Origin of the sequence: Luteimonas marina (assembly GCF_007859325.1) — a bacterium.
In the GTDB taxonomy this organism is placed as follows: Bacteria; Pseudomonadota; Gammaproteobacteria; order Xanthomonadales; family Xanthomonadaceae; genus Luteimonas; species Luteimonas marina.
Window position 1 is genome coordinate 278,974 of sequence record NZ_VOHK01000003.1, and the last position, 18,415, is coordinate 297,388.

Consider the following 18,415-nt stretch of genomic DNA (forward strand, 5'->3'; position numbering starts at 1 on the left):
TCACCTGTTCCATTGCCGCCCAGCCATGCGCCGGCCATGCCGATTCGCTACGATGGCGCGGACTTGTCCGGGGAGCGGTGCATGGCGGTGATCATCGGTGTCGCGCGGGAAACCGCGCAGGGCGAACGGCGCGTCGCGCTGACCCCGGAAACGGCGAAGAAGCTGGTGGCCGCCGGCGCCACGGTCCGCGTGCAGCGGGGGCTGGGCGATCTCGCGCATTTCCCCGACCAGGCCTACGCCGACGCCGGCGTGCAGCTGGCGGACGGCGACGTGCTGGCCGATGCGGACGTGGTGCTGTGCGTGCAGCCGCCGCCCGCCGACGCGATCGCGCGCCTCAAGCCGGGCGCGGTGCTGGTCGGCGCGCTGCAGCCGCAGGCCGACGAGGCGCGCGCCGACGCGATCCGCGGCAACGGCATCGTCGCCTTCCCGCTCGAGCGCCTGCCGCGCACCACGCGCGCGCAGGCGATGGACATCCTCAGCTCGCAGGCCGGCATCGCCGGCTACAAGGCGGTGCTGATCGCGGCGCAGCTGGCGCCGCGCTATTTTCCGATGCTGACCACGGCCGCCGGCACCATCCGCCCGTCGAAGGTGCTGATCGTCGGCGCCGGCGTCGCCGGATTGCAGGCGGTGGCGACCGCCAGGCGCCTCGGCGCGCAGGTGGAATGCTTCGACGTGCGCCCGGAAACGCGCGAGCAGATCGAATCGCTCGGCGGCAAGTTTCTCGACCTCGGCGTCAGCGCCGCGGGCGAGGGTGGCTACGCGCGCCAGCTCACCGACGAAGAGCGCGCGCTGCAGCAGCAGCGGCTGGCCGACCACCTCAAGGGCATCGACGTCATCGTCTGCACCGCCGCGGTGCCGGGACGGCCGGCGCCGAAGATCGTCAGCGCGGCGATGGTCGCGGGCATGAAGCCCGGCAGCGTGATCGTCGACCTCGCCGCCGAGACCGGGGGCAACTGCGAGCTCACGCAACCCGGCGAAACCGTCGCATCCGGCAACGACGTGGTCGTCGCCGGGCCGCTGAACCTCGCCAGCCAGGGCGCGCTGCACGCCAGCGAGATGTACGCGCGCAACCTCTACAACTTCGTCTCGCTGCTGCTCAGGGACGGCGCGCTCGCGTTCGACTGGGACGACGAACTGCTGGCGAAGACGGTGTGGCCGGAGCGCGCGGCGGCGGCCTGAGCCGAGGGGCGGCAGTATCGTTTCCCAGCCCTGTCATATTCCCCGAACCCTGTCATTTCGACCGCAGGGAGAAATCTGCGGCCTCCGCGCGATATCGGAGCTGGTTGCGGGAGATTTCTCCCTGCGGTCGAAATGACAGGGGCCGGGGCGCTGTACGGAATGGCGGACTCGGAGTGCCGGGCAGGCGCTTCCGTGCACTTCGTCGCGCGCGGCCTTTATCGCGAACGCGGCGGATCCTTCGCCGGATGCGCCTCCACCCACGCCTTGCGCTGTTCCGGCGTCATCGCCTTCCAGCGTTCGAGCATCGCCTTGCGCTCGGCCTCGGGCAGTGGCCGGATGTGTTCGAACAGGGCGCGCGCCTGTTCGCGCTTTTCCGGCGGCATGTCCTGCCAGCGCTTCATGCCGTGGCGGGCGTGGCTGCGCTGCTCCGGGGTCATGGTCCGCCAGCGTTCGGCGTGTTCGAGCAGGTGCCGGCGCTTTTCCGGCGAGCTGTTGTTCCAGCGTTCGCGCACGGGCGCGAGCAGCAGTTCGCGCTGCGCGGGCGTCAGCTGTTCCCACGCCGGCAGCGGCGCGGGCGACTGCGCCATCGCGGCGAGCGGCGCGGCGGCGAGGAGGAGGGCAAGCAGGAAGGGGCGGGGCGACATGGCTTACTCCATCGCGAGCAGGTCGGCGTCGCCGGAGGCGAGCCAGACGTAGAAATCGGGGTTCTGGTCGAGGTCGTCGAGCGCGTCCTCGATGCCTGCACCTGCAGCGACTGCCGCGATCGCCGGGTCGACGGGCGCGGGCGGTGCCTCGCCGGACATGCGCAGGCCGAAGCCGAGGCCGACCGCGACCACCAGCAGCGAGGCGAACGCCGCCGCCGGCAGCGGCCAGCGCAGGCCGCGCGCGGGCCTGACCGACAGCGCGGCGTGGCGGCGACGGTGCAACTGCGCCATGGTCGCGGCGGACACGTGCGCCAGCGCGTCGGCGTGCGTCGCGCGCATCGCCTGGTCGAAGCGGTCGTTGCCCGGGTCGTGGGTGGTCATCGGAATTCCTCCAGCTGCTTCTGCAGGGCCTCGCGCGCGCGGAACAGGTGGGTTTTCACCGATCCCTCGCCGCAGCCCATGATCTTCGCGGTCGCCTCGACATCCAGTTCCTCCAGCACCCGCAGGGTGAACGCCTCGCGCTGCCGTGCCGGAAGCCCGCGCAGCGCGGCCGCCAGCCGGCTCCAGGCCTCGCGGCCGTCGTGGGCGCGCGAGGGATCGGGCGTGGCCTCGTCGGCCCAGTCGATCTCCTCGCCGTCCGGGTCGCGCGCATCGGTCAGCCACTTCAGGCGGAACGTGCGCCGGCGCTGCACGTCGATGATCCGGCTGCGCAGCACCGACCAGAACAGCGGCGTCCATTCCGCGGCGGGCCGGTCGCGGTAGCCGAGCATCTTCGTCATCGCGTCCTGCACCGCGTCCAGCGCGTCGTCGCGGTGGCGCAGGCCCAGTTCGGCGAAGCGGAAGGCCCGGGTCGAGACGCCGGAGAGGAATTCCTCCAGCGTCGCCGGCGGCTCCGGGCGCGTCGTGGCATCGGCTTGGGCGGCGGCGTCCATGGGCGCCAGCGTACCCGCACCGATCCGCAGCGACGCAAACCGGTCTTCGCCGAGCGCCTGCCTCATGTCGATTCCGCCATCCATCCGTATCGTTGCAGCCGCAACTCCCGACCGGGTCCGGGGAGGTCAACGCCCGGCGACGCGAACGGTTGACCGGCCCGCGCCGGGTTCAGCCCCGGTTATGATGCGGGCCTCACGCAGTGCAGCCGGGAGTGGGGGATGATCGACGGGTTCGTGGCCTTGTACATCTTCATGCTGGCGGCGATCGCCGGCCACGTGATCATTTCGCGGGTGCCGGTGATCCTGCACACGCCGCTGATGTCGGGCAGCAACTTCATCCACGGCATCGTGCTGATCGGGGCGATGGTGGTGCTCGGGCATGCCGACACCACGCTGGAGAAGGCGATCGGCTTCGTCGCGGTGTTCCTCGGCGCCGGCAACGCCGCCGGCGGTTACGTGGTGACCGAGCGCATGCTGGAGATGTTCAAGTCGTCCAAGAAGCCGGAGACGAAGGCATGAGCCCGGCCCTGGCGCAGTTCCTCGATCTCGCGATCAAGGCCAGCTACCTGGTCGCGGCCACGCTGTTCCTGCTCGGCCTGCAGCGCATGGCCTCGCCGATGACCGCGCGCAGCGGCATCCGCTGGGCGGGCCTGGGCATGGTGATCGCCACGGTGGCGACGTTCTTCCTGCCGGGCCTGCACAACATCGCGCTGATCCTGGTGGCGACGCTGCTGGGCACGGTGTCGGCCTGGGTCTGGGGCAAGAAGGTGGCGATCACCGACATGCCGCAGATGGTGGCGCTGTTCAACGGCATGGGCGGCGGCTCGGCGGCGGCGATCGGCGCGGTGGAACTGCTGCGCTGGTCGGCGGCGGGGCAGGCCTCGGGCCCGGTGCCGCTGGTGCTGGCGGTGCTGGGCTCGCTGATCGGCTCGGTGGCGCTGTCGGGTTCGGTGATCGCCTGGGCCAAGCTCGACGGGCGCATGGACAAGCGCTACACCTTCCCGGGGCAGCAGGCGTTCAACTTCTTGGTGTTCGCCGCGGCCGTGGTGCTGGGCGGCGTGGTGATCTGGTCGCTGGGCATGCCTGCGATCGTCGCCTTCTTCCTGGTGGCGCTGGCGCTGGGCATCCTGATGACGCTGCCGATCGGCGGCGCCGACATGCCGGTGGTGATCTCGCTGTACAACGCCTTCACCGGTCTGGCGGTCGCGTTCGAGGGCTACGTGCTCGGCAACGAGGCGCTGATCATCGCCGGCATGATGGTCGGCGCGGCCGGCATCCTGCTCACGCGGCTGATGGCCAAGGCGATGAACCGGCCGATCAGCAACGTGCTGTTCTCCAACTTCGGCGGGGCGAGCGGCGAGGCGCAGGAGATCACCGGTGCGCAGAAGCCGATCGAGGCCGGCGACGTGGCGGCGATGATGGCCTTCGCCGAGCGCGTGGTGATCGTGCCCGGCTACGGCATGGCGGTGGCGCAGGCGCAGCACAAGATCTGGGAGCTGACGCAGCGGCTGATCGAGCGCGGGGTGAAGGTGAAGTTCGCGATCCACCCGGTGGCCGGCCGCATGCCCGGGCACATGAACGTGCTGCTGGCCGAGGCCGGCGTGCCCTACGATCTGATCGCGGACATGGACGACATCAACCCCGAGTTCGCCAATACCGACGTTTCGCTGGTGATCGGCGCCAACGACGTGGTGAATCCGGTGGCCAAGACCGACCCGGCTTCGCCGATCTACGGCATGCCGATCCTGGACGTGGTGAACTCGAAGAACACCATCGTCATCAAGCGCGGCAGGGGCACCGGCTTTGCCGGCATCGAGAACGCGCTGTTCTACGCCGACAACACGCGCATGCTCTACGGCGACGGCGCGGAGATGGCGAGCGCCCTGGTCAGCGAACTCAAGGCGCTCGACGGCGGCGGGCACTGAGCCCGCCGCGCCGCGCGGTCAGCGCGAGGCGAGGGCGGCCACCACCAGCGCCGCCGCCATCCAGGCCAGGTCGGTGGCGGTGTTGGACAGCCGCATCAGCAGCCAGGCGAAGTCCGGGCCGAGCTTGAGCATCGAGTCCCACGGCAGCAGGCCCATGTGGCGGCCCAGCCAAGCGGCGACGATGCCCCAGTTGGCGGCGAGGATCGCCAGCAGCGTCGCCAGCACGCCGCACAGCGCGCGCCCGAAGCCGGGCCGCAGGCGCGCCAGGCGGACGATCAGGGCGGCGTCCGCGGCCGCGACCAGCGCCATCCAGCTGCTCTGCGAATCGAGCGCCATCGCCACCAGCACCCAGGCCGCGGCGATGCCGAGGCTGCCCAGCAGCAGCAGGCCCGCGGCGAGCGCGAGGGAGGCGGGGCGGCGCTGTTGCGTCATGCGGAAGGCATCGTTGCGGACGGCCGCTCAGGATACCGGGCGCGCGGCGATACAATGAGCGGCTTGCACGACGGGCCTTCGCCCCCATCCTTCCCGCATGTATTCCCGCAGCAGCGAACCGGTGCGCTTCGAGCGCGATTGCGAGGCCGTCCTCGTCCCGCAGGGCGAGGGCGTCACCCTGCCCGCGGGCAGTGTCGGCTACATCACCCAGGCGCTGGGCGGCAGCTGGACGGTGTTCGTCGAGGGCAACCTGTTCCGCATCGCGGGCAAGGACGCCGACGCCATCGGCAAGGAGCCGCCGGAGCCGCTGGAGCTGCCCGACGGCGCCGATGACGCCGCGGTGGAACAACTGGTCTGGAAGCAGCTGCGGACCTGCTTCGACCCGGAAATCCCCATCAACGTGGTCGATCTCGGCCTGGTCTACGAGGCCCAGGTCCGCTCGCTCGGCGACGGCCGCCGCGCGGTCGACGTGCAGATGACCCTCACCGCGCCCGGCTGCGGCATGGGCGAGATCCTGCTCGAGGACGTGCGCAGCAAGCTCGAGCTGATCCCGACGGTCGACGAGGCCGACGTCGAGCTGGTGTTCGATCCGCCGTGGAACCAGACCATGATGTCCGAGGCCGCGCGCCTCGAGACGGGCATGCTGTAGGGCAACAGACAGCGGTAGACATGTTGGAATCGTGAGAGAAATCACGATTTCACATGCAACTGATTCCCAAAGTCCCGTTGCGACCCGATTCAGCTGTCGTGTAGCGTCAGTTTGCGGACGGTTGTGTCAGTTCGCATTCATGTCGAATGACGCGAGACACAGGGATGTTCCACGCCTCAAGACCCCCTTCGGTCCCGTGCCGGCCGGCTTCTCGCCGCCCTGGCGGCTGTTCTCTGTTTCGGGGGTAGTGTCGATGTCCGATCTTTCCAATCGCCGCATTCGCCTGCATGCACTGGCGGCTGCGACTGCCGTTGCGCTGTCCGCCGCGGTCGCGGTGCCGGCCTTCGCCGGCCGTGCCGATCTCGACGGCCTGCAGTCAGACACCTCGTTCGACCAGTTCATCGTCAAGTACAAGGCCGGCGCGCCGGAACATGCCGACGCCGCACTGCGCGCGCGTGGCCTCGACAGCGCCGCATCGGCCCTGGTCGGCGCCTCGCCGTCGCTGCGGGCGGCGGGCGTGCGCGACGGCATGCTGCGCCTCGCGCACCAGCGCCGCCTGGCGGTCGGCGCCGACGTGGTCCGCGTCAGCCGCAAGCTCGATCGCGTCGACGCCGAGACCCTGATGCGCCAGATCGCGGCCGATCCCAACGTCGAGTACGTCGAGGTCGACCAGATCATGCAGCCGCTGCTGACCCCGAACGATCCGCACTACGCCACCTACCTGTGGGGCCTGAAGGACGGCGTCGCCGGGATCCGGGCCAACCAGGCCTGGGATACAACCAACGGCGCCGGCACCGTGGTGGCCGTGCTCGACACCGGCATCGTCAGCCACAGCGACCTCAACGCCAACGTGATCGCGGGCTACGACTTCATCAGCAACACCACCGTCGCCGGCGACGGCAACGGCCGCGATTCCGACCCGAGCGACCCGGGCGACTATTACGGCGGTGATCCGTCGAGCTGGCACGGGACCCACGTCGCCGGCACCATCGCCGCGGTAGGCAACAACGGCGCCGGCGTGATCGGCGTGGCCTACGGCGCGAAGATCTCGCCGGTGCGCGTGCTCGGCCGCGGTGGCGGCTACACCTCCGACATCGTCGACGGCATCACCTGGGCCTCGGGCGGCACCGTCAGCGGCGTGCCCGCGAACGCCAACCCGGCCGAGGTCATCAACATGAGCCTGGGCGGCAGCGGCAGTTGTTCGAGCACCTACCAGAACGCGATCAACGCCGCGGTCGGCCGCGGCACCACGGTGGTGGTGGCGGCGGGCAACAGCAATGCCAACGCCTCGAGCTTCACCCCGGCCAGCTGCAACAACGTGATCAACGTGGCGGCGATCGGCAACACCGGCAACCGCGCCAGCTATTCCAACTACGGCAGCAGCATCGACGTGGCCGCGCCCGGCGGCGACAGCGGCAGCTGCGCGACCCTGATCGTGTCCACCGGCAACGCCGGCAGCCAGGGGCCGACGACCGAGAACTACCTGTGCATGGCCGGCACCTCGATGGCGGCGCCGCACGTGGCCGGCGTGGTCGCGCTGATGCAGGCGGCGGCATCGACGCCGCTGACGCCGGCGCAGGTCGAGAGCACGCTCAAGAGCACGCTGCGCGCGTTCCCCTCGACCCAGAGCCCCGCGATCGGCGGCGGTATCGTCAACGCGGCGGCTGCGGTGGCTGCGGTGGCCGGCGGTGGCGGCGGCAACACCGCCCCGGTCGCCGGGTTCACCGCATCGGCCAGCGGCCTGACCGTGCAGTTCACCGATACCTCCACCGACAGCGACGGCACGATCGCCTCGCGCAGCTGGAATTTCGGCGACGGCACCACGTCGACGGCGACCAATCCGAGCAAGACGTATTCGTCCGCGGGCACCTACAGCGTCACCTTGACCGTGACCGACGACGACGGCGCGACCAACACCCGCACCCAGTCGGTGACCGTGAGCAGCGGCGGCGGTGGCGGCAGCGTGCTGCAGAACGGCGTGCCGGTGACCGGCATCTCCGGCGCTTCCGGCAGCACGCAGTCCTGGACGATCAACGTGCCGGCCGGCGCCAGCAACCTGGTGATCGCCACCTCGGGCGGCAGCGGCGACGCCGACCTGTACGTGCGCTTCGGTTCCGCACCGACCACATCGGCCTACGACTGCCGCCCGTACCGCAGCGGCAACGCCGAGTCCTGCTCGTTCGCGTCGCCGCAGGCGGGCACCTACCACGTGATGCTGCGCGGCTATTCGGCGTTCTCCGGGGTCACGCTCACCGGCTCGTACAGCGCCGGCGGCGGTGGTGGCACGCAGACCTACAGCAACGGCACCGACTACCCGATCAACGACAACAGCACGGTCGAAAGCCCGATGACGGTGTCCGGACGCAGCGGCAACGCGCCGAACAACACGCCGGTGGCGATCGACATCCGCCACACCTACCGCGCCGACCTGAAGGTCGACCTGGTGGCGCCGGACGGCAGCGTGTACGTGCTGCACAACCGCACCGGCGGCAGCGCCGACAACATCATCGGCACCTACACGGTGAACCTGTCCAGCGAGCCGCGCAACGGCACGTGGCGCCTGCGCGTCAACGACAACTGGGCCGGCGACACCGGCTACATCAACAGCTGGAGCATCACCTTCTGATGCGACACGCAGGCGCCACCGCAAGGCGATGAAGTGGAAGGGGCGGCACCCGGGCGACCGGCGTGCCGCCTTTCTTTTCGAAGGCGAAAGCCGATTGGATGAGGAGTCGATGGAATGAAACGCATCACCGGTTGGATCGTGGCGGGCATGCTTTCGGCGGGAGCGGCGCAGGCCGCGCCCGGCGACGCCCGGCCCGCGGCGTTCGATTACAGGCTTCCGGCGGAACACACCGTGGAAGTGCGCAGCATGCCCGGCGTCGACGTGGCCCGGCTCAAGGCGGAGGACGCCCGCCGCGCGTCGAAGCTGGCCGGCGCGCCGGTGCGTTTCGCCGCGCCGCTGGCGGTCGACATCACCCCGGCGACCGCGGGCGACTGGGACGAGGTGGGCGACAACCTCGTCTGGCGCCTGCGCGTGCAGTCGAAGGGCGCGCTGTCGCTGAACTTCGGCTTCGACCAATACCGCATGCCCGAGGGCGGGCACATGCTGGTCTATCCGGCGGGCCTGAAGGGCAACGCCAGCCCCGAGCTGATCCGTGAATTCACCAGCGCCGACAACAAGCGCCACGGCAAGCTGTGGACGCCGGTGGTCTCCGGCGACCACGCGGTGATCGAGGTCGTGGTGCCGAAGGCGAAGGCGGGCGAGCTGAAGCTGCGCCTGACCAGCATCAACCACGACTACGTCGGCTTCGACCGGCTGGCGGCGGCGCCGTGGACCGGACAGGAGAAGGGCGTCTCGGGCAGCTGCAACATCGACGTGGCCTGTCCCGCCGGCGACGGCTGGCGCGACCAGATCCGCTCGTCCGGCGCGTACTCGCGCTTCGGTACGTTCTACTGCAGCGGCTCGCTGGTGAACAACACCGGCAACGACCAGAAGATGTACTTCCTGACCGCGAACCACTGCAGCATGGGTTCGACCGATGCCGCGGCCAGCATCGTGGTGTACTGGAACTACCAGAACTCGTATTGCCGCACGCCCGGCAGTGCCGAGAGCGGCGCCAACGGCGACGGCAGCCTGGCGCAGAACCAGACCGGCGCGACGCCGCTGGCCAGCTTCTCGGGCTCGGACTTCACCCTGCTGGAGCTGGACGATCCGGCGGACCCGGAGTTCAACCTCTACTGGTCGGGCTGGGACCGTCGCGACCTCGCCTTCAACGGCGCGACCGGCATCCACCACCCGCGCGTGGCGGAGAAGCGCATCACGCACTCCAGCAATCCGCTGAGGATCGAGGGCTATCTCGGCGCGAGCGGAACCAACCACCTGTACGTGTACTGGGACCAGCCGGGCACGACCGAGGGCGGCTCGTCGGGCTCGCCGCTGTACAGCCCCGACGGCCGCGTGATCGGCCAACTGCACGGTGGCTACGCCTCTTGCTCGACCACAGGCCCGACCGACCACGTCGACTGGTATGGTCGCGTGTTCACCTCGTGGACCGGCGGCGGCAGTGACACCACCCGCCTGAGCAACTGGCTGGATCCGGCCGGCACCGGCGCCGAGTTCATCGATGGCCTCGATTCCACGCCGGTCGATCCGACCCTGCCGGTCGCGGGCTTCACCTGGACCGCGGACGAGTTGACCGTCACCTTCACCAACACCTCGACCGACGACGGCGAGACGCTGGCGTACGCGTGGGACTTCGGCGACGGCACTACCTCGACCGACGAGCACCCGGTGCATACCTACGCGGCGGACGGCAGCTACGACGTCAGCCTGATGGTGACCGACGAGGACGACAACACCCACACCCACTCCGCGCTGATCGCGGTCTCGGCCACGCCCGATGCGATCGACCTGGTCAACGGCGAACTGGTGAGCGGGCTGGCCGGCGCGGCCGGCAGCGACACGCTGTACCGCCTGGTCGTTCCGGAGAACGGCACCGGTCCGCTGAGCTTCCGGACCTATACCGGCACCGGCAACGTGTCGCTGTACGTCAGCCACGAGGCGGTGCCGACGACCGCCGCCTACGACTGGCGTTCGACCCGTCCCGGCAACAACGAGACGATCGTCATCGCCGATCCCGAGCCGGGCACCTACTACGTGCTGCTGCGTGGTGAGAGCGCCTATGCCGGCGTGCGCCTGGTCGCCACGCACGGGCTGAGCGAAACCTACAGCAACAACACGGCCTATCCGATCCCGGACAACAGCAGCGCCGGCGTCGACAGTCCGATCACCGTCTCCGGCGCCAGCGGCAACGCCCCGGCCCAGACCCAGGTGTACGTCGACATCACCCACACCTGGATCGGCGACCTCATCGTCACCCTGGTCGCGCCGGACGGCAGCACCTACGTGCTGCACAACCGCACCGGCGGCAGCGCGGACGACATCGACGCGACCTACACGGTCGACCTGTCGAGCGAGCCGAAGAACGGCACCTGGAACCTGCGCGTGTCCGACAACGCGGCGCTGGATACCGGGACGCTCAATCGCTGGAGCATCACCTTCTGAGGGGATGGCCATCCGGGTTTCATGCATGTTTCGACCCCGGCTTGCCGGGGTCTTTTTTCATGCCAATGGTGGGGGACGATCTCGGTCGTTTGCTTCGATGTGGCCTTTTGCAAGCGCCGGCTTTGCGGGGCAGTTCCTGCCTTCGCAGTTGTTTGTGGATGCGGAGGATTTCGTTGGGTGCGCTTTGGGTTGGAAGCAAAAGCTTCCGCCTTCGGCGGGTTCATTTCTTTTGATAAGCGTCAAAAGAAACGAACCAAAGAAAAACGCTTTCCCCGACAAGGCGAATCCGCGAACGGGGAGTGTGAGGGGATTTTCCGACACGGCATCCATGCCGTGGCGGAAAACGCCGCACATCCCTGTGCGGCGCCCTGCGGGTCTGGAGACTGTGCGGGCTTTCAAGGAAACCGCTGGAAGACTCCAGCCTGTCATTCCGAACGCAGTGAGGAATCTCGAATAGCGCAGATTTCTCGCTACGCTCGAAATGACAGTGCTTGGCCGTTGTGGGAGCGGCTTCAGCCGCGACCGGGAGTTCCCTGGCGCCGGCCAGTCGCGTCTGAAGGCACTTCTACAGGTTGCGGAATATGGTTCGGCAGCCGCGATGCATGGAGGCCCGCCGTTTTTCGGCACGACAGGGATGCCCTGTCGAAAAATCCCGTCGAGCTTGCCGGTGCCGTCCCACCGGCATCGAACCGGACAATCGCCCGGGGTATCCTTCCTTCCCCGCCGGGCGAACCGCACGCAGCGCGCCGGGCCGCACAGGACGACAGGCTTCCCCCATGACCACAGAACTCCCGCTCGCCGTCATCGGCGGTACCGGCCTCTACGCCCTGGCCGAACTGCAGGACATCGAAACCCACCAGCCCGTCACGAAGTACGGTGCGCCCTCCGGCCCGATCCGCGTCGGCACACTGGCCGGCCAGCGCGTCGCCTTCCTTGCGCGCCACGGCGAGGGGCATTCGGTGCCGCCGCACAAGGTCAACTACCGCGCCAACCTCGCCGCGCTGCAGGCGCTGGGCGCGACGCGGGTGCTGGCGCTCAACACCGTCGGCGGCATCAGCGAACGTTTCGGTCCGCGCGTGCTCGCCTGCCCGGACCAGTTGATCGACTACACCTGGGGACGCATCTCGACGATCTGCGAGGAAGCCGGCAGCGAAGTGCTGCACGCCGACTTCGGCGATCCCTACACGCCGGCGCTGCGCCGCAGCGTGATCGAGGCGGCGAAGGTGTCGGGCGTCACACTTGTCGAGGACGGCTGCTATGGCGCCACCCAGGGACCACGGCTGGAGACGAAGGCGGAGATCGCGCGCATGCGTCGTGACGGCTGCGATCTCGTCGGCATGACCGGCATGCCCGAAGCCGGCCTCGCGCGCGAACTGGGCCTTGAATACGCGTGCCTGGCGATCGTCGCCAACTGGGCGGCGGGCGCGGGACCGGATCCGGACGAGGTGATCACGCTCGACGACGTGCTGGCGAACGTCGCCGCCGCGTCCTCGGGCGTGCCGAAGATCGTCTCGGCGCTGCTGGCCGGGTGATTGCATCGACCGGGCTTGCTTTGCATACTCGACGGGTCCGGCCGGACGCCTTGCACGGCCGGCCGGGCGCCACCAGCCATCACGAGGTTCGACGAGTCATGCAATACGGCACAGTGAAGTGGTTCAACGACGCCAAGGGGTTCGGGTTCATTGCACCGGAAGACGGCAGCGCCGATGTCTTCGTGCACTATTCCGCGATCGACTCCAAGGGCTTCCGCAGCCTGCAGGAAGGCCAGCGCGTCCAGTACGAAGTCACCCAGGGTCCGAAGGGTGCGCAGGCGGCAGGGGTGCAGCCGGTCGCCTGATGGTGTCGGCGACGATCTATTCCGGCCCCGCCCTGGCGGGGCTTTTTTCTGGCTCCTCGAAACTGTCATTTCGACCGCAGGGAGAAATCCCGTCTCCGGCGCAAGGGAAGGGGGGATTTCTCCCTGCGGTCGAAATGACAGTTTTGCCGTATTGCGCCCTCACTTGGGAGCCTCCCCTTTTTTCCTGGTGGCGGGCAGCATGACCCACCGGCGCATCGCCATCGTCGGCTACGGCAGCGCGGGCCAGTGCGCGGCGGTGCTGCTGTCGCGCGACGGGCATGCGGTCGAGGTGTTCGAGCGCGTGCCGGTGCCCGGCCCGGTCGGCGCCGGGTTCCTGCTGCAGCCCAGCGGCCTGCAGGTGCTGTGGCGCATGGGCCTGCTGCCGCAGGTGCTGCGCCATGGCGCGGTGGTCGAACGCTTGTTCGGCGATACGCCGTGCGGGCGCGCGGTGATGGACATGCGCTACGCCGGGCTCGATCCGCGCCTGGCCGGCATCGGGCTGCAGCGCGGCGCATTGTTTTCGATCCTGTCCGATGCGTGGGACGGGCATCGCGAGGTGCGCGCGGGCACGCGCATCGTCGAACTGGCCGACGACGGACGCATGCTGCTCGACGAGGCCGGCGGACGGCACGGTCCCTACGACCTCGTCGTGGTCGCCGACGGCGCCGGGTCGCTGCTGCGCGCGAAGGTCGGCCGCATCCGGCTCGACCAGCCGTATCCCTGGGGCGCGCTGTGGTGCCTGCTGCCGGCGGCGGACTGGCCGCACCTGCGCGAACTGCGCCAGCGCTACGTCGCCGCGCGCAAGATGATCGGCCTGCTGCCGGTGGGCACGCGGCCGGGCGACGACACGCCGAGGTTGAGCTTCTTCTGGAGCCTGCCGGTCGCCACGTTCGACGCCTGGCGCGAAGGTGGCCTCGATGCCTGGAAGGCGGAGGTGCTGTCGCTGTGGCCGGAGATCGCGCCGTTGCTGGATGGGATCGCCGCACCGGAGCATCTCGCGCGCGCCGGCTATCGCGATGCGGTGGTCGCACACTGGCACCGCGGCCATGCCGTGCTGATCGGCGACGCCGCGCATGCGATGAGCCCGCAGCTGGGGCAGGGCGTGAACATGGCGCTGATGGATGCGGCGGCGCTGGCCGATGCACTGCGCATGCACCGGCCGCTGCCCGATGCGCTGGACGCGTTCCAGCGGGCGCGCCGCCGCCATGTCGCGATCTACCAGCTGTGGAGCCGCTGGCTCACGCCGATGTTCCAGTCCGACCTCGACACCGTGGCGAGGCTGCGCGACATCGCGCTGCGGCCGGCGGGCCGGCTTCCGTTCGGCAGAACGCATATGCTGCAGGTGCTGAGCGGCACGCAGCACGGCCTGTTCGGCCGGATCGCGCTCGACGAGGCCTTCGTCGGCGCGCTGGCGGACGGCGTGTGCGGCCGCAGTGACGGGAGGGAGGCGCGATGACCGGATCCGGAACCCATGCGGTCGACAACCAGCCGCCGGAGTTCGCGCCGCACGACCTGTGGCGCGACGACATCGCGCTGCGCGAGGCGCTGGCGAGAGAGGGCGGCGGCGCCTTCGCCGACCGGATCGCCGCCTACGGCACGCTGGCGGGCGGGGACCTACTCGCGGCTTCGTTCGACGCGCACCGCGACCGCCCGCGGCTGCGCACGCACGACCGCTTCGGCCATCGCATCGACACGGTCGAATTCCATCCGAACTACCACGCCATCATGCAGGCCGCGATCGAAGACGGCGTCGCCGGCCTGTCCTGGGCCGAACCGTCGCCCGGCGCGCACGTCGCGCGCGCGGCGCTGAGCTACCTGCACTACCAGGCGGAGCCGGGCAGCAGCTGCCCGCTGACGATGACCCACGCCGCGGTGCCCGTGCTGGCGCGCGAACCCGCGCTGCACGACTGGGTGGCGAAGGTCGCCGCCTGCCGCTACGACCCGCGCGACCTGCCGATGGCGGACAAGGCCGGCGTCACTCTCGGCATGGGCATGACCGAGAAGCAGGGCGGCAGCGACGTGCGCGCGAACACCACCACGGCCGAGCCGCTGCCGGGCGGCGACGGCTATGTGCTGCGCGGTCACAAGTGGTTCTTCTCCGCGCCGATGAGCGACGCCTTCCTGGTGCTGGCGCAGGCGCCCGGCGGGCTGACCTGCTTCCTGATGCCGCGACGCCTGCCCGACGGCGCGCTCAACGGTTTCCGGCTGATGCGGCTCAAGGACAAGCTCGGCGACTGGAGCAACGCCTCGTCCGAGATCGAATTCGACGCCGCGCGTGCGCATCGCATTGGCGACGAGGGACGCGGCGTGGCGACCATCATCGAGATGGTGATGCTGACCCGGCTCGACTGCATGCTCGGTTCGGCCGGGCTGATGCGCATGGCGCTGTCGCAGGCGCTGCACCACTGCCGGCACCGGCAAGCGTTCGGCAAGGCGCTGCTCGACCAGCCGCTGATGCGCAACGTGCTGGCCGATCTCGCGATCGAGGCCGAAGCCGCGATCGCGCTGGCCATGCGCGTCGCGCGCGCGGTGGATGCGGCGCCGCGCGATCCGGCGCAGGCGGCGCTGGCGCGCATCGCCACCGCGATCGGCAAGTTCTGGATCTGCCGGCGCGCGCCGGCCTTCGTCAACGAAGCGCAGGAATGCCTGGGCGGCAACGGTTACGTCGAGGAATCGCTGCTGCCGCGGCTGTACCGGCAGGCGCCGCTGAACTCGATCTGGGAAGGCAGCGGCAACATCCAGTGTCTCGACGTGCTGCGCGCGCTGTCGCGCGAGCCGGACAGCGTGGCGGCACTGCTGGCCGAACTCGATGCCGCCGCCGGCCGCGACGGCGATTTCGATGCCGCGCTCGCCGTCCTGCGCGGGACCTTGTCCGCAAATCCGTCCGAGGCCGGTGCGCGGCACCTGGTCGATCGCATGGCGCTGCTGCTGCAGGCCTCGGTGCTGCTGCGCGCCGGCAGCGCCGTCGCCGGCGCGTTCTGCCGCAGCCGCCTCGGCGGCGCCCACGGTGCAGTGTTCGGCACCTTGCCGGCGGACATCGCTTTCGACGCGCTCATCGCGCGCGCGACCGGCGACTGATCCGGTGGCGTGAGGCCACGCATCCGGTAGCGCGATGCCGGCCCGTGTCATCCCGAGCGCAGCGAGGGATCTGCTTTTGAAGTCAACCGGACGGAGATCCCTCGCTGCGCTCGGGATGACAGTGAGGATCGAACGCCGCAGGGGGCTCGAACGTCGCGCCATCGTCGGGCGTCGGTGCAGGCGTGCGGCCATGCAAGCGGCACTGCGCCGACAAAAGAAGCCGGCCGCAGGCAGGATGCACGCGGCCGGCAGTGCGTTGGTGGTGGACCTACTTCTCCAGGAAGTCCAGCAGGTCCTGGTTGAGCCGGTCCTTGTGGGTGTCGGCCAGGCCGTGCGGGGCGCCCGGATAGACGATCAGTTCCGCACCGTCGACCAGCGCCGCGGCGGCGCGCGCCGAGGTGTCGACCGGCACGATCTGGTCGTCGCTGCCGTGGACCACCAGCGTCGGCACGTCGAACTTCTTCAGGTCCTCGCGGAAGTCGGTGGCCGAGAACGCCGCGATCGAGTCGTAGGTGTTCTTGTGGCCGGCCTGCATGCCCTGCACCCAGAACGACTGGACCAGCGCCTGGTTGGGCGTCGCGCCGGGACGGTTGAAGCCGAAGAACGGACCGGACGCGATGTCGAGGTACAGCTGCGAACGGTTCTCGAGCGAGGCCTTGCGCAGGCCGTCGAAGACCTCGATCGGCAGGCCGCCGGGGTTGTCGTCGGTCTGCAGCATCAGCGGCGGCACCGCGGCCACCAGCACCGCCTTCTTCACCCGCGCCGTGCCGTGGCGGCCGATGTAGCGCGCCACCTCGCCGCCACCGGTGGAGAAGCCGACCACGGTGACGTCGTTGAGGTCCAGCGCATCGATCACGGCGGCGAGGTCGTCGGCGTAGTGGTCCATGTCGTTGCCGTCCCAGGGCTGGCTGGAGCGGCCGTGGCCGCGGCGGTCGTGGGCGACCACGCGATAGCCCCGCGAGGCCAGGAAGAACATCTGCGATTCCCAGCTGTCCGAGTTCAGCGGCCAGCCGTGGCTGAAGGTGACCACCGGGCCGTCCTTCGGGCCCCAGTCCTTGTAGTAGAGGCGCACGCCGTCGGCGGTGACGACGTGGTCGCCGTCGACGGTGGCGGTGCGGGCGGCGGACTGCGCGGTGGCCGCGGGCTGCGCGGCGTGGGCGGCGAAGCCGGCCTGCAGGGCGAGGGCCAGCAGGCTGGCGGAGAAGGTGCGGGTCATGGCGTTCATGGCGTTGCCTCGTTGGATGAAGGAAGGTGGAAGGAAGTAGGGCGCGGTAAGACGTCAGTCGGCGACCACGAGCGTCACGTCGATGTTTCCGCGCGTGGCGTTGGAGTAGGGGCAGACCTGGTGGGCGGCGTCGACCAGCGACTGCAGCGTGTCGCGCGGCACGCCGGGGGCGGCGATGGTCAGTTCGGCCTCGATGCCGAAGCCGGCGGGGATCTGGCCGATGCCGACCTTGCCGGTGACCGTGGTGGTCGCCGGCAGCGCGACCTTCTGCCTGCCGGCCACGAACTTCAGCGCGCCGAGGAAGCAGGCCGAGTAGCCGGCGGCGAACAGTTGCTCGGGGTTGGTGCCGGGGCCGCCGGCGCCGCCGAGTTCGCGCGGGGTGGAGAGCTGCACGTCGAGCACGCCGTCGGAGGAGGCGGCCCGGCCTTCGCGGCCGCCCGTGGCGGTGGCGGTGGCGGCGTAGAGGATCTTGTCGATGGACATGGCGGTGGTTCCTGTCTGGGGTGGGTGGCCGGAACGGGCGTCGTCCGGTGATGCGTACTTTGGGCGCCCGGATGGAATGATTGGTGATATAAAATCCTGAAAACTTGATCAGGAGTACGGGCATGGCCGACCGGCTGGCCGCGCTGATGGCGCATTTCCCGGTGACCGCCGAGGTGTTCCACGCCGGCGCCCTGTGCGGCGTCAACACCCTGGAGGCCGGCGACGGACCGGGCCAGCTGCACCTCGTGCGCAGCGGCACGGTCGAGGTCTTCCACGGCCGCGAATCGCTGCGCATCGAACGCCCCAGCCTGCTGCTGTACCCGCGCCCGCTGACGCATCGCTTCGTCAGCGATGCCGAACGCGGCGCGGACATGGCCTGCGCCAACCTGCACTTCGAGGGCGGGGCGAACAATCCGATCGCGTCGGCGCTGCCGGACGTGGTCTGTCTGCCGCTGGATGCGATCGCCGGCGCCGAGCCGGTGCTGGCACTGCTGTTCGAGGAGGCCTTTGAGCAACGCTGCGGCCGCGCGGCGCTGGTCAGCCGCCTGTTCGAGGTGGTGATGATCCAGATCCTGCGCCAGCTGATGGAAAGCGGCGAGGTGAAGGGCGGCCTGCTCTCCGGGCTTTCGCATCCGCGCCTGCGCAACGCGCTGGTGGCGATGCACGAGGCGCCGGCGAAGGACTGGACGCTGGAGGAACTGGCGAGCGTCGCCGGCATGTCGCGCAGCGTGTTCGCCACCGGCTTCCGCGAAGCGGTTGGGGCCACGCCGGGCCAGTACCTGCAGGGCTGGCGCATCGGCCTGGCGCAGCAGGCGCTGCGGCGCGGGCGGCCGCTGAAGATCGTGGCCCCGGAGGTCGGCTACGGCAGCGAGGCGGCGCTGTCGCGCGCGTTCAAGGCGCAGACCGGGCGTTCGCCGCGCGAGTGGCGGCGTGACACCGAGGTGGCCTGAGCCGCGGCGCCGG

The 18,415-nt window shown here is 69.9% G+C and carries 17 protein-coding genes; 11 read left to right on the forward strand and 6 right to left on the reverse strand.

Translation table 11 applies throughout. The features are described from left to right. Window positions 1-81: 81 nt before the first annotated feature. Window positions 82-1,179 carry an NAD(P) transhydrogenase subunit alpha gene (locus FQY83_RS07955; RefSeq protein WP_146386854.1) on the forward strand — a complete coding sequence of 366 codons (1,098 nt, stop codon included), beginning with the start codon at window positions 82-84 and terminating at the stop codon, window positions 1,177-1,179. Between the two features lie 215 nt (window positions 1,180-1,394). On the opposite strand, the gene FQY83_RS07960 is transcribed toward FQY83_RS07955, so the two are convergent. Genes FQY83_RS07960 through FQY83_RS07970 form a run of 3 tightly spaced genes read right to left on the reverse strand, consistent with a single transcriptional unit; the run spans window position 1,395 to window position 2,755 of the window. After that, on the reverse strand, window positions 1,395-1,823 hold the full coding sequence (locus FQY83_RS07960) for a DUF3106 domain-containing protein (RefSeq protein WP_146386856.1): 429 nt from the start codon (window positions 1,821-1,823) through the stop codon (window positions 1,395-1,397). 3 nt (window positions 1,824-1,826) lie between these two features. Beyond that, on the reverse strand, window positions 1,827-2,204 hold the full coding sequence (locus tag FQY83_RS07965; protein WP_146386858.1) for an alanine:cation symporter family protein: 378 nt from the start codon (window positions 2,202-2,204) through the stop codon (window positions 1,827-1,829). Beyond that, window positions 2,201-2,755 (reverse strand): RNA polymerase sigma factor, encoded by a 555-nt coding sequence (locus tag FQY83_RS07970; RefSeq protein ID WP_146387265.1) that lies wholly within the window; start codon window positions 2,753-2,755, stop codon window positions 2,201-2,203. The genes FQY83_RS07965 and FQY83_RS07970 overlap by 4 nt, the downstream gene beginning before the upstream one ends. 219 nt (window positions 2,756-2,974) lie before the next feature. Between FQY83_RS07970 and FQY83_RS07975 the strand changes: the two genes are divergently transcribed. Both FQY83_RS07975 and FQY83_RS07980 read left to right on the forward strand, forming a co-directional pair. Further along, a complete protein-coding gene (locus FQY83_RS07975) occupies window positions 2,975-3,274 on the forward strand; it encodes an NAD(P) transhydrogenase subunit alpha part 2 (protein WP_146386860.1) in 300 nt (99 codons plus the stop codon). Next, the gene (locus FQY83_RS07980) at window positions 3,271-4,680 is read left to right on the forward strand and encodes an NAD(P)(+) transhydrogenase (Re/Si-specific) subunit beta (RefSeq protein WP_146386862.1); all 1,410 of its coding nucleotides are present in this window, start codon (window positions 3,271-3,273) and stop codon (window positions 4,678-4,680) included. Before FQY83_RS07975 ends, FQY83_RS07980 begins: the two co-directional genes overlap by 4 nt. An 18-nt stretch (window positions 4,681-4,698) precedes the next feature. Here FQY83_RS07980 and FQY83_RS07985 read toward each other — a convergent pair whose 3' ends face one another. Next, window positions 4,699-5,112, reverse strand: a complete 414-nt coding sequence (locus tag FQY83_RS07985) for a hypothetical protein (protein WP_146386864.1) — start codon at window positions 5,110-5,112, stop codon at window positions 4,699-4,701. 97 nt (window positions 5,113-5,209) lie between these two features. Between FQY83_RS07985 and sufT the strand changes: the two genes are divergently transcribed. The 7 genes from sufT to FQY83_RS08020 all read left to right on the forward strand — a co-directional run bounded on the left by sufT (window position 5,210) and on the right by FQY83_RS08020 (window position 15,744). After that, entirely contained in the window at window positions 5,210-5,761 is a 552-nt protein-coding gene (gene sufT, locus FQY83_RS07990) for a putative Fe-S cluster assembly protein SufT (protein ID WP_146386866.1), read from the forward strand. A gap of 253 nt (window positions 5,762-6,014) precedes the next feature. Further along, window positions 6,015-8,387, forward strand: coding sequence for a S8 family serine peptidase (locus FQY83_RS07995; RefSeq protein WP_158636459.1), 2,373 nt, complete (start codon window positions 6,015-6,017; stop codon window positions 8,385-8,387). Between the two features lie 114 nt (window positions 8,388-8,501). Continuing rightward, the gene (locus tag FQY83_RS08000) at window positions 8,502-10,829 is read left to right on the forward strand and encodes a proprotein convertase P-domain-containing protein (RefSeq protein ID WP_146386868.1); all 2,328 of its coding nucleotides are present in this window, start codon (window positions 8,502-8,504) and stop codon (window positions 10,827-10,829) included. 776 nt (window positions 10,830-11,605) lie between these two features. Next, on the forward strand, window positions 11,606-12,361 hold the full coding sequence (locus FQY83_RS08005) for an S-methyl-5'-thioinosine phosphorylase (protein WP_146386871.1): 756 nt from the start codon (window positions 11,606-11,608) through the stop codon (window positions 12,359-12,361). Window positions 12,362-12,459: 98 nt separating this feature from the next. Next, window positions 12,460-12,666: a cold-shock protein gene (locus tag FQY83_RS08010; protein ID WP_146386873.1), complete on the forward strand. Its 207-nt coding sequence runs from the start codon at window positions 12,460-12,462 to the stop codon at window positions 12,664-12,666. 199 nt (window positions 12,667-12,865) lie between these two features. Beyond that, complete coding sequence (locus tag FQY83_RS08015; RefSeq protein WP_146386874.1) at window positions 12,866-14,122, forward strand: FAD-dependent oxidoreductase; 1,257 nt, start codon at window positions 12,866-12,868, stop codon at window positions 14,120-14,122. Beyond that, the gene (locus tag FQY83_RS08020) at window positions 14,119-15,744 is read left to right on the forward strand and encodes an acyl-CoA dehydrogenase family protein (RefSeq protein WP_146386876.1); all 1,626 of its coding nucleotides are present in this window, start codon (window positions 14,119-14,121) and stop codon (window positions 15,742-15,744) included. Before FQY83_RS08015 ends, FQY83_RS08020 begins: the two co-directional genes overlap by 4 nt. Window positions 15,745-16,012: 268 nt before the next feature. On the opposite strand, the gene FQY83_RS08025 is transcribed toward FQY83_RS08020, so the two are convergent. Then, window positions 16,013-16,969 (reverse strand): alpha/beta fold hydrolase, encoded by a 957-nt coding sequence (locus FQY83_RS08025; RefSeq protein ID WP_146386878.1) that lies wholly within the window; start codon window positions 16,967-16,969, stop codon window positions 16,013-16,015. A gap of 54 nt (window positions 16,970-17,023) precedes the next feature. Next, entirely contained in the window at window positions 17,024-17,452 is a 429-nt protein-coding gene (locus FQY83_RS08030) for an organic hydroperoxide resistance protein (protein WP_146386880.1), read from the reverse strand. 122 nt (window positions 17,453-17,574) lie between these two features. Here FQY83_RS08030 and FQY83_RS08035 point away from each other — a divergent pair, with 122 nt between their 5' ends. After that, window positions 17,575-18,402: an AraC family transcriptional regulator gene (locus FQY83_RS08035; protein WP_146386883.1), complete on the forward strand. Its 828-nt coding sequence runs from the start codon at window positions 17,575-17,577 to the stop codon at window positions 18,400-18,402. Window positions 18,403-18,415: the final 13 nt, after the last annotated feature.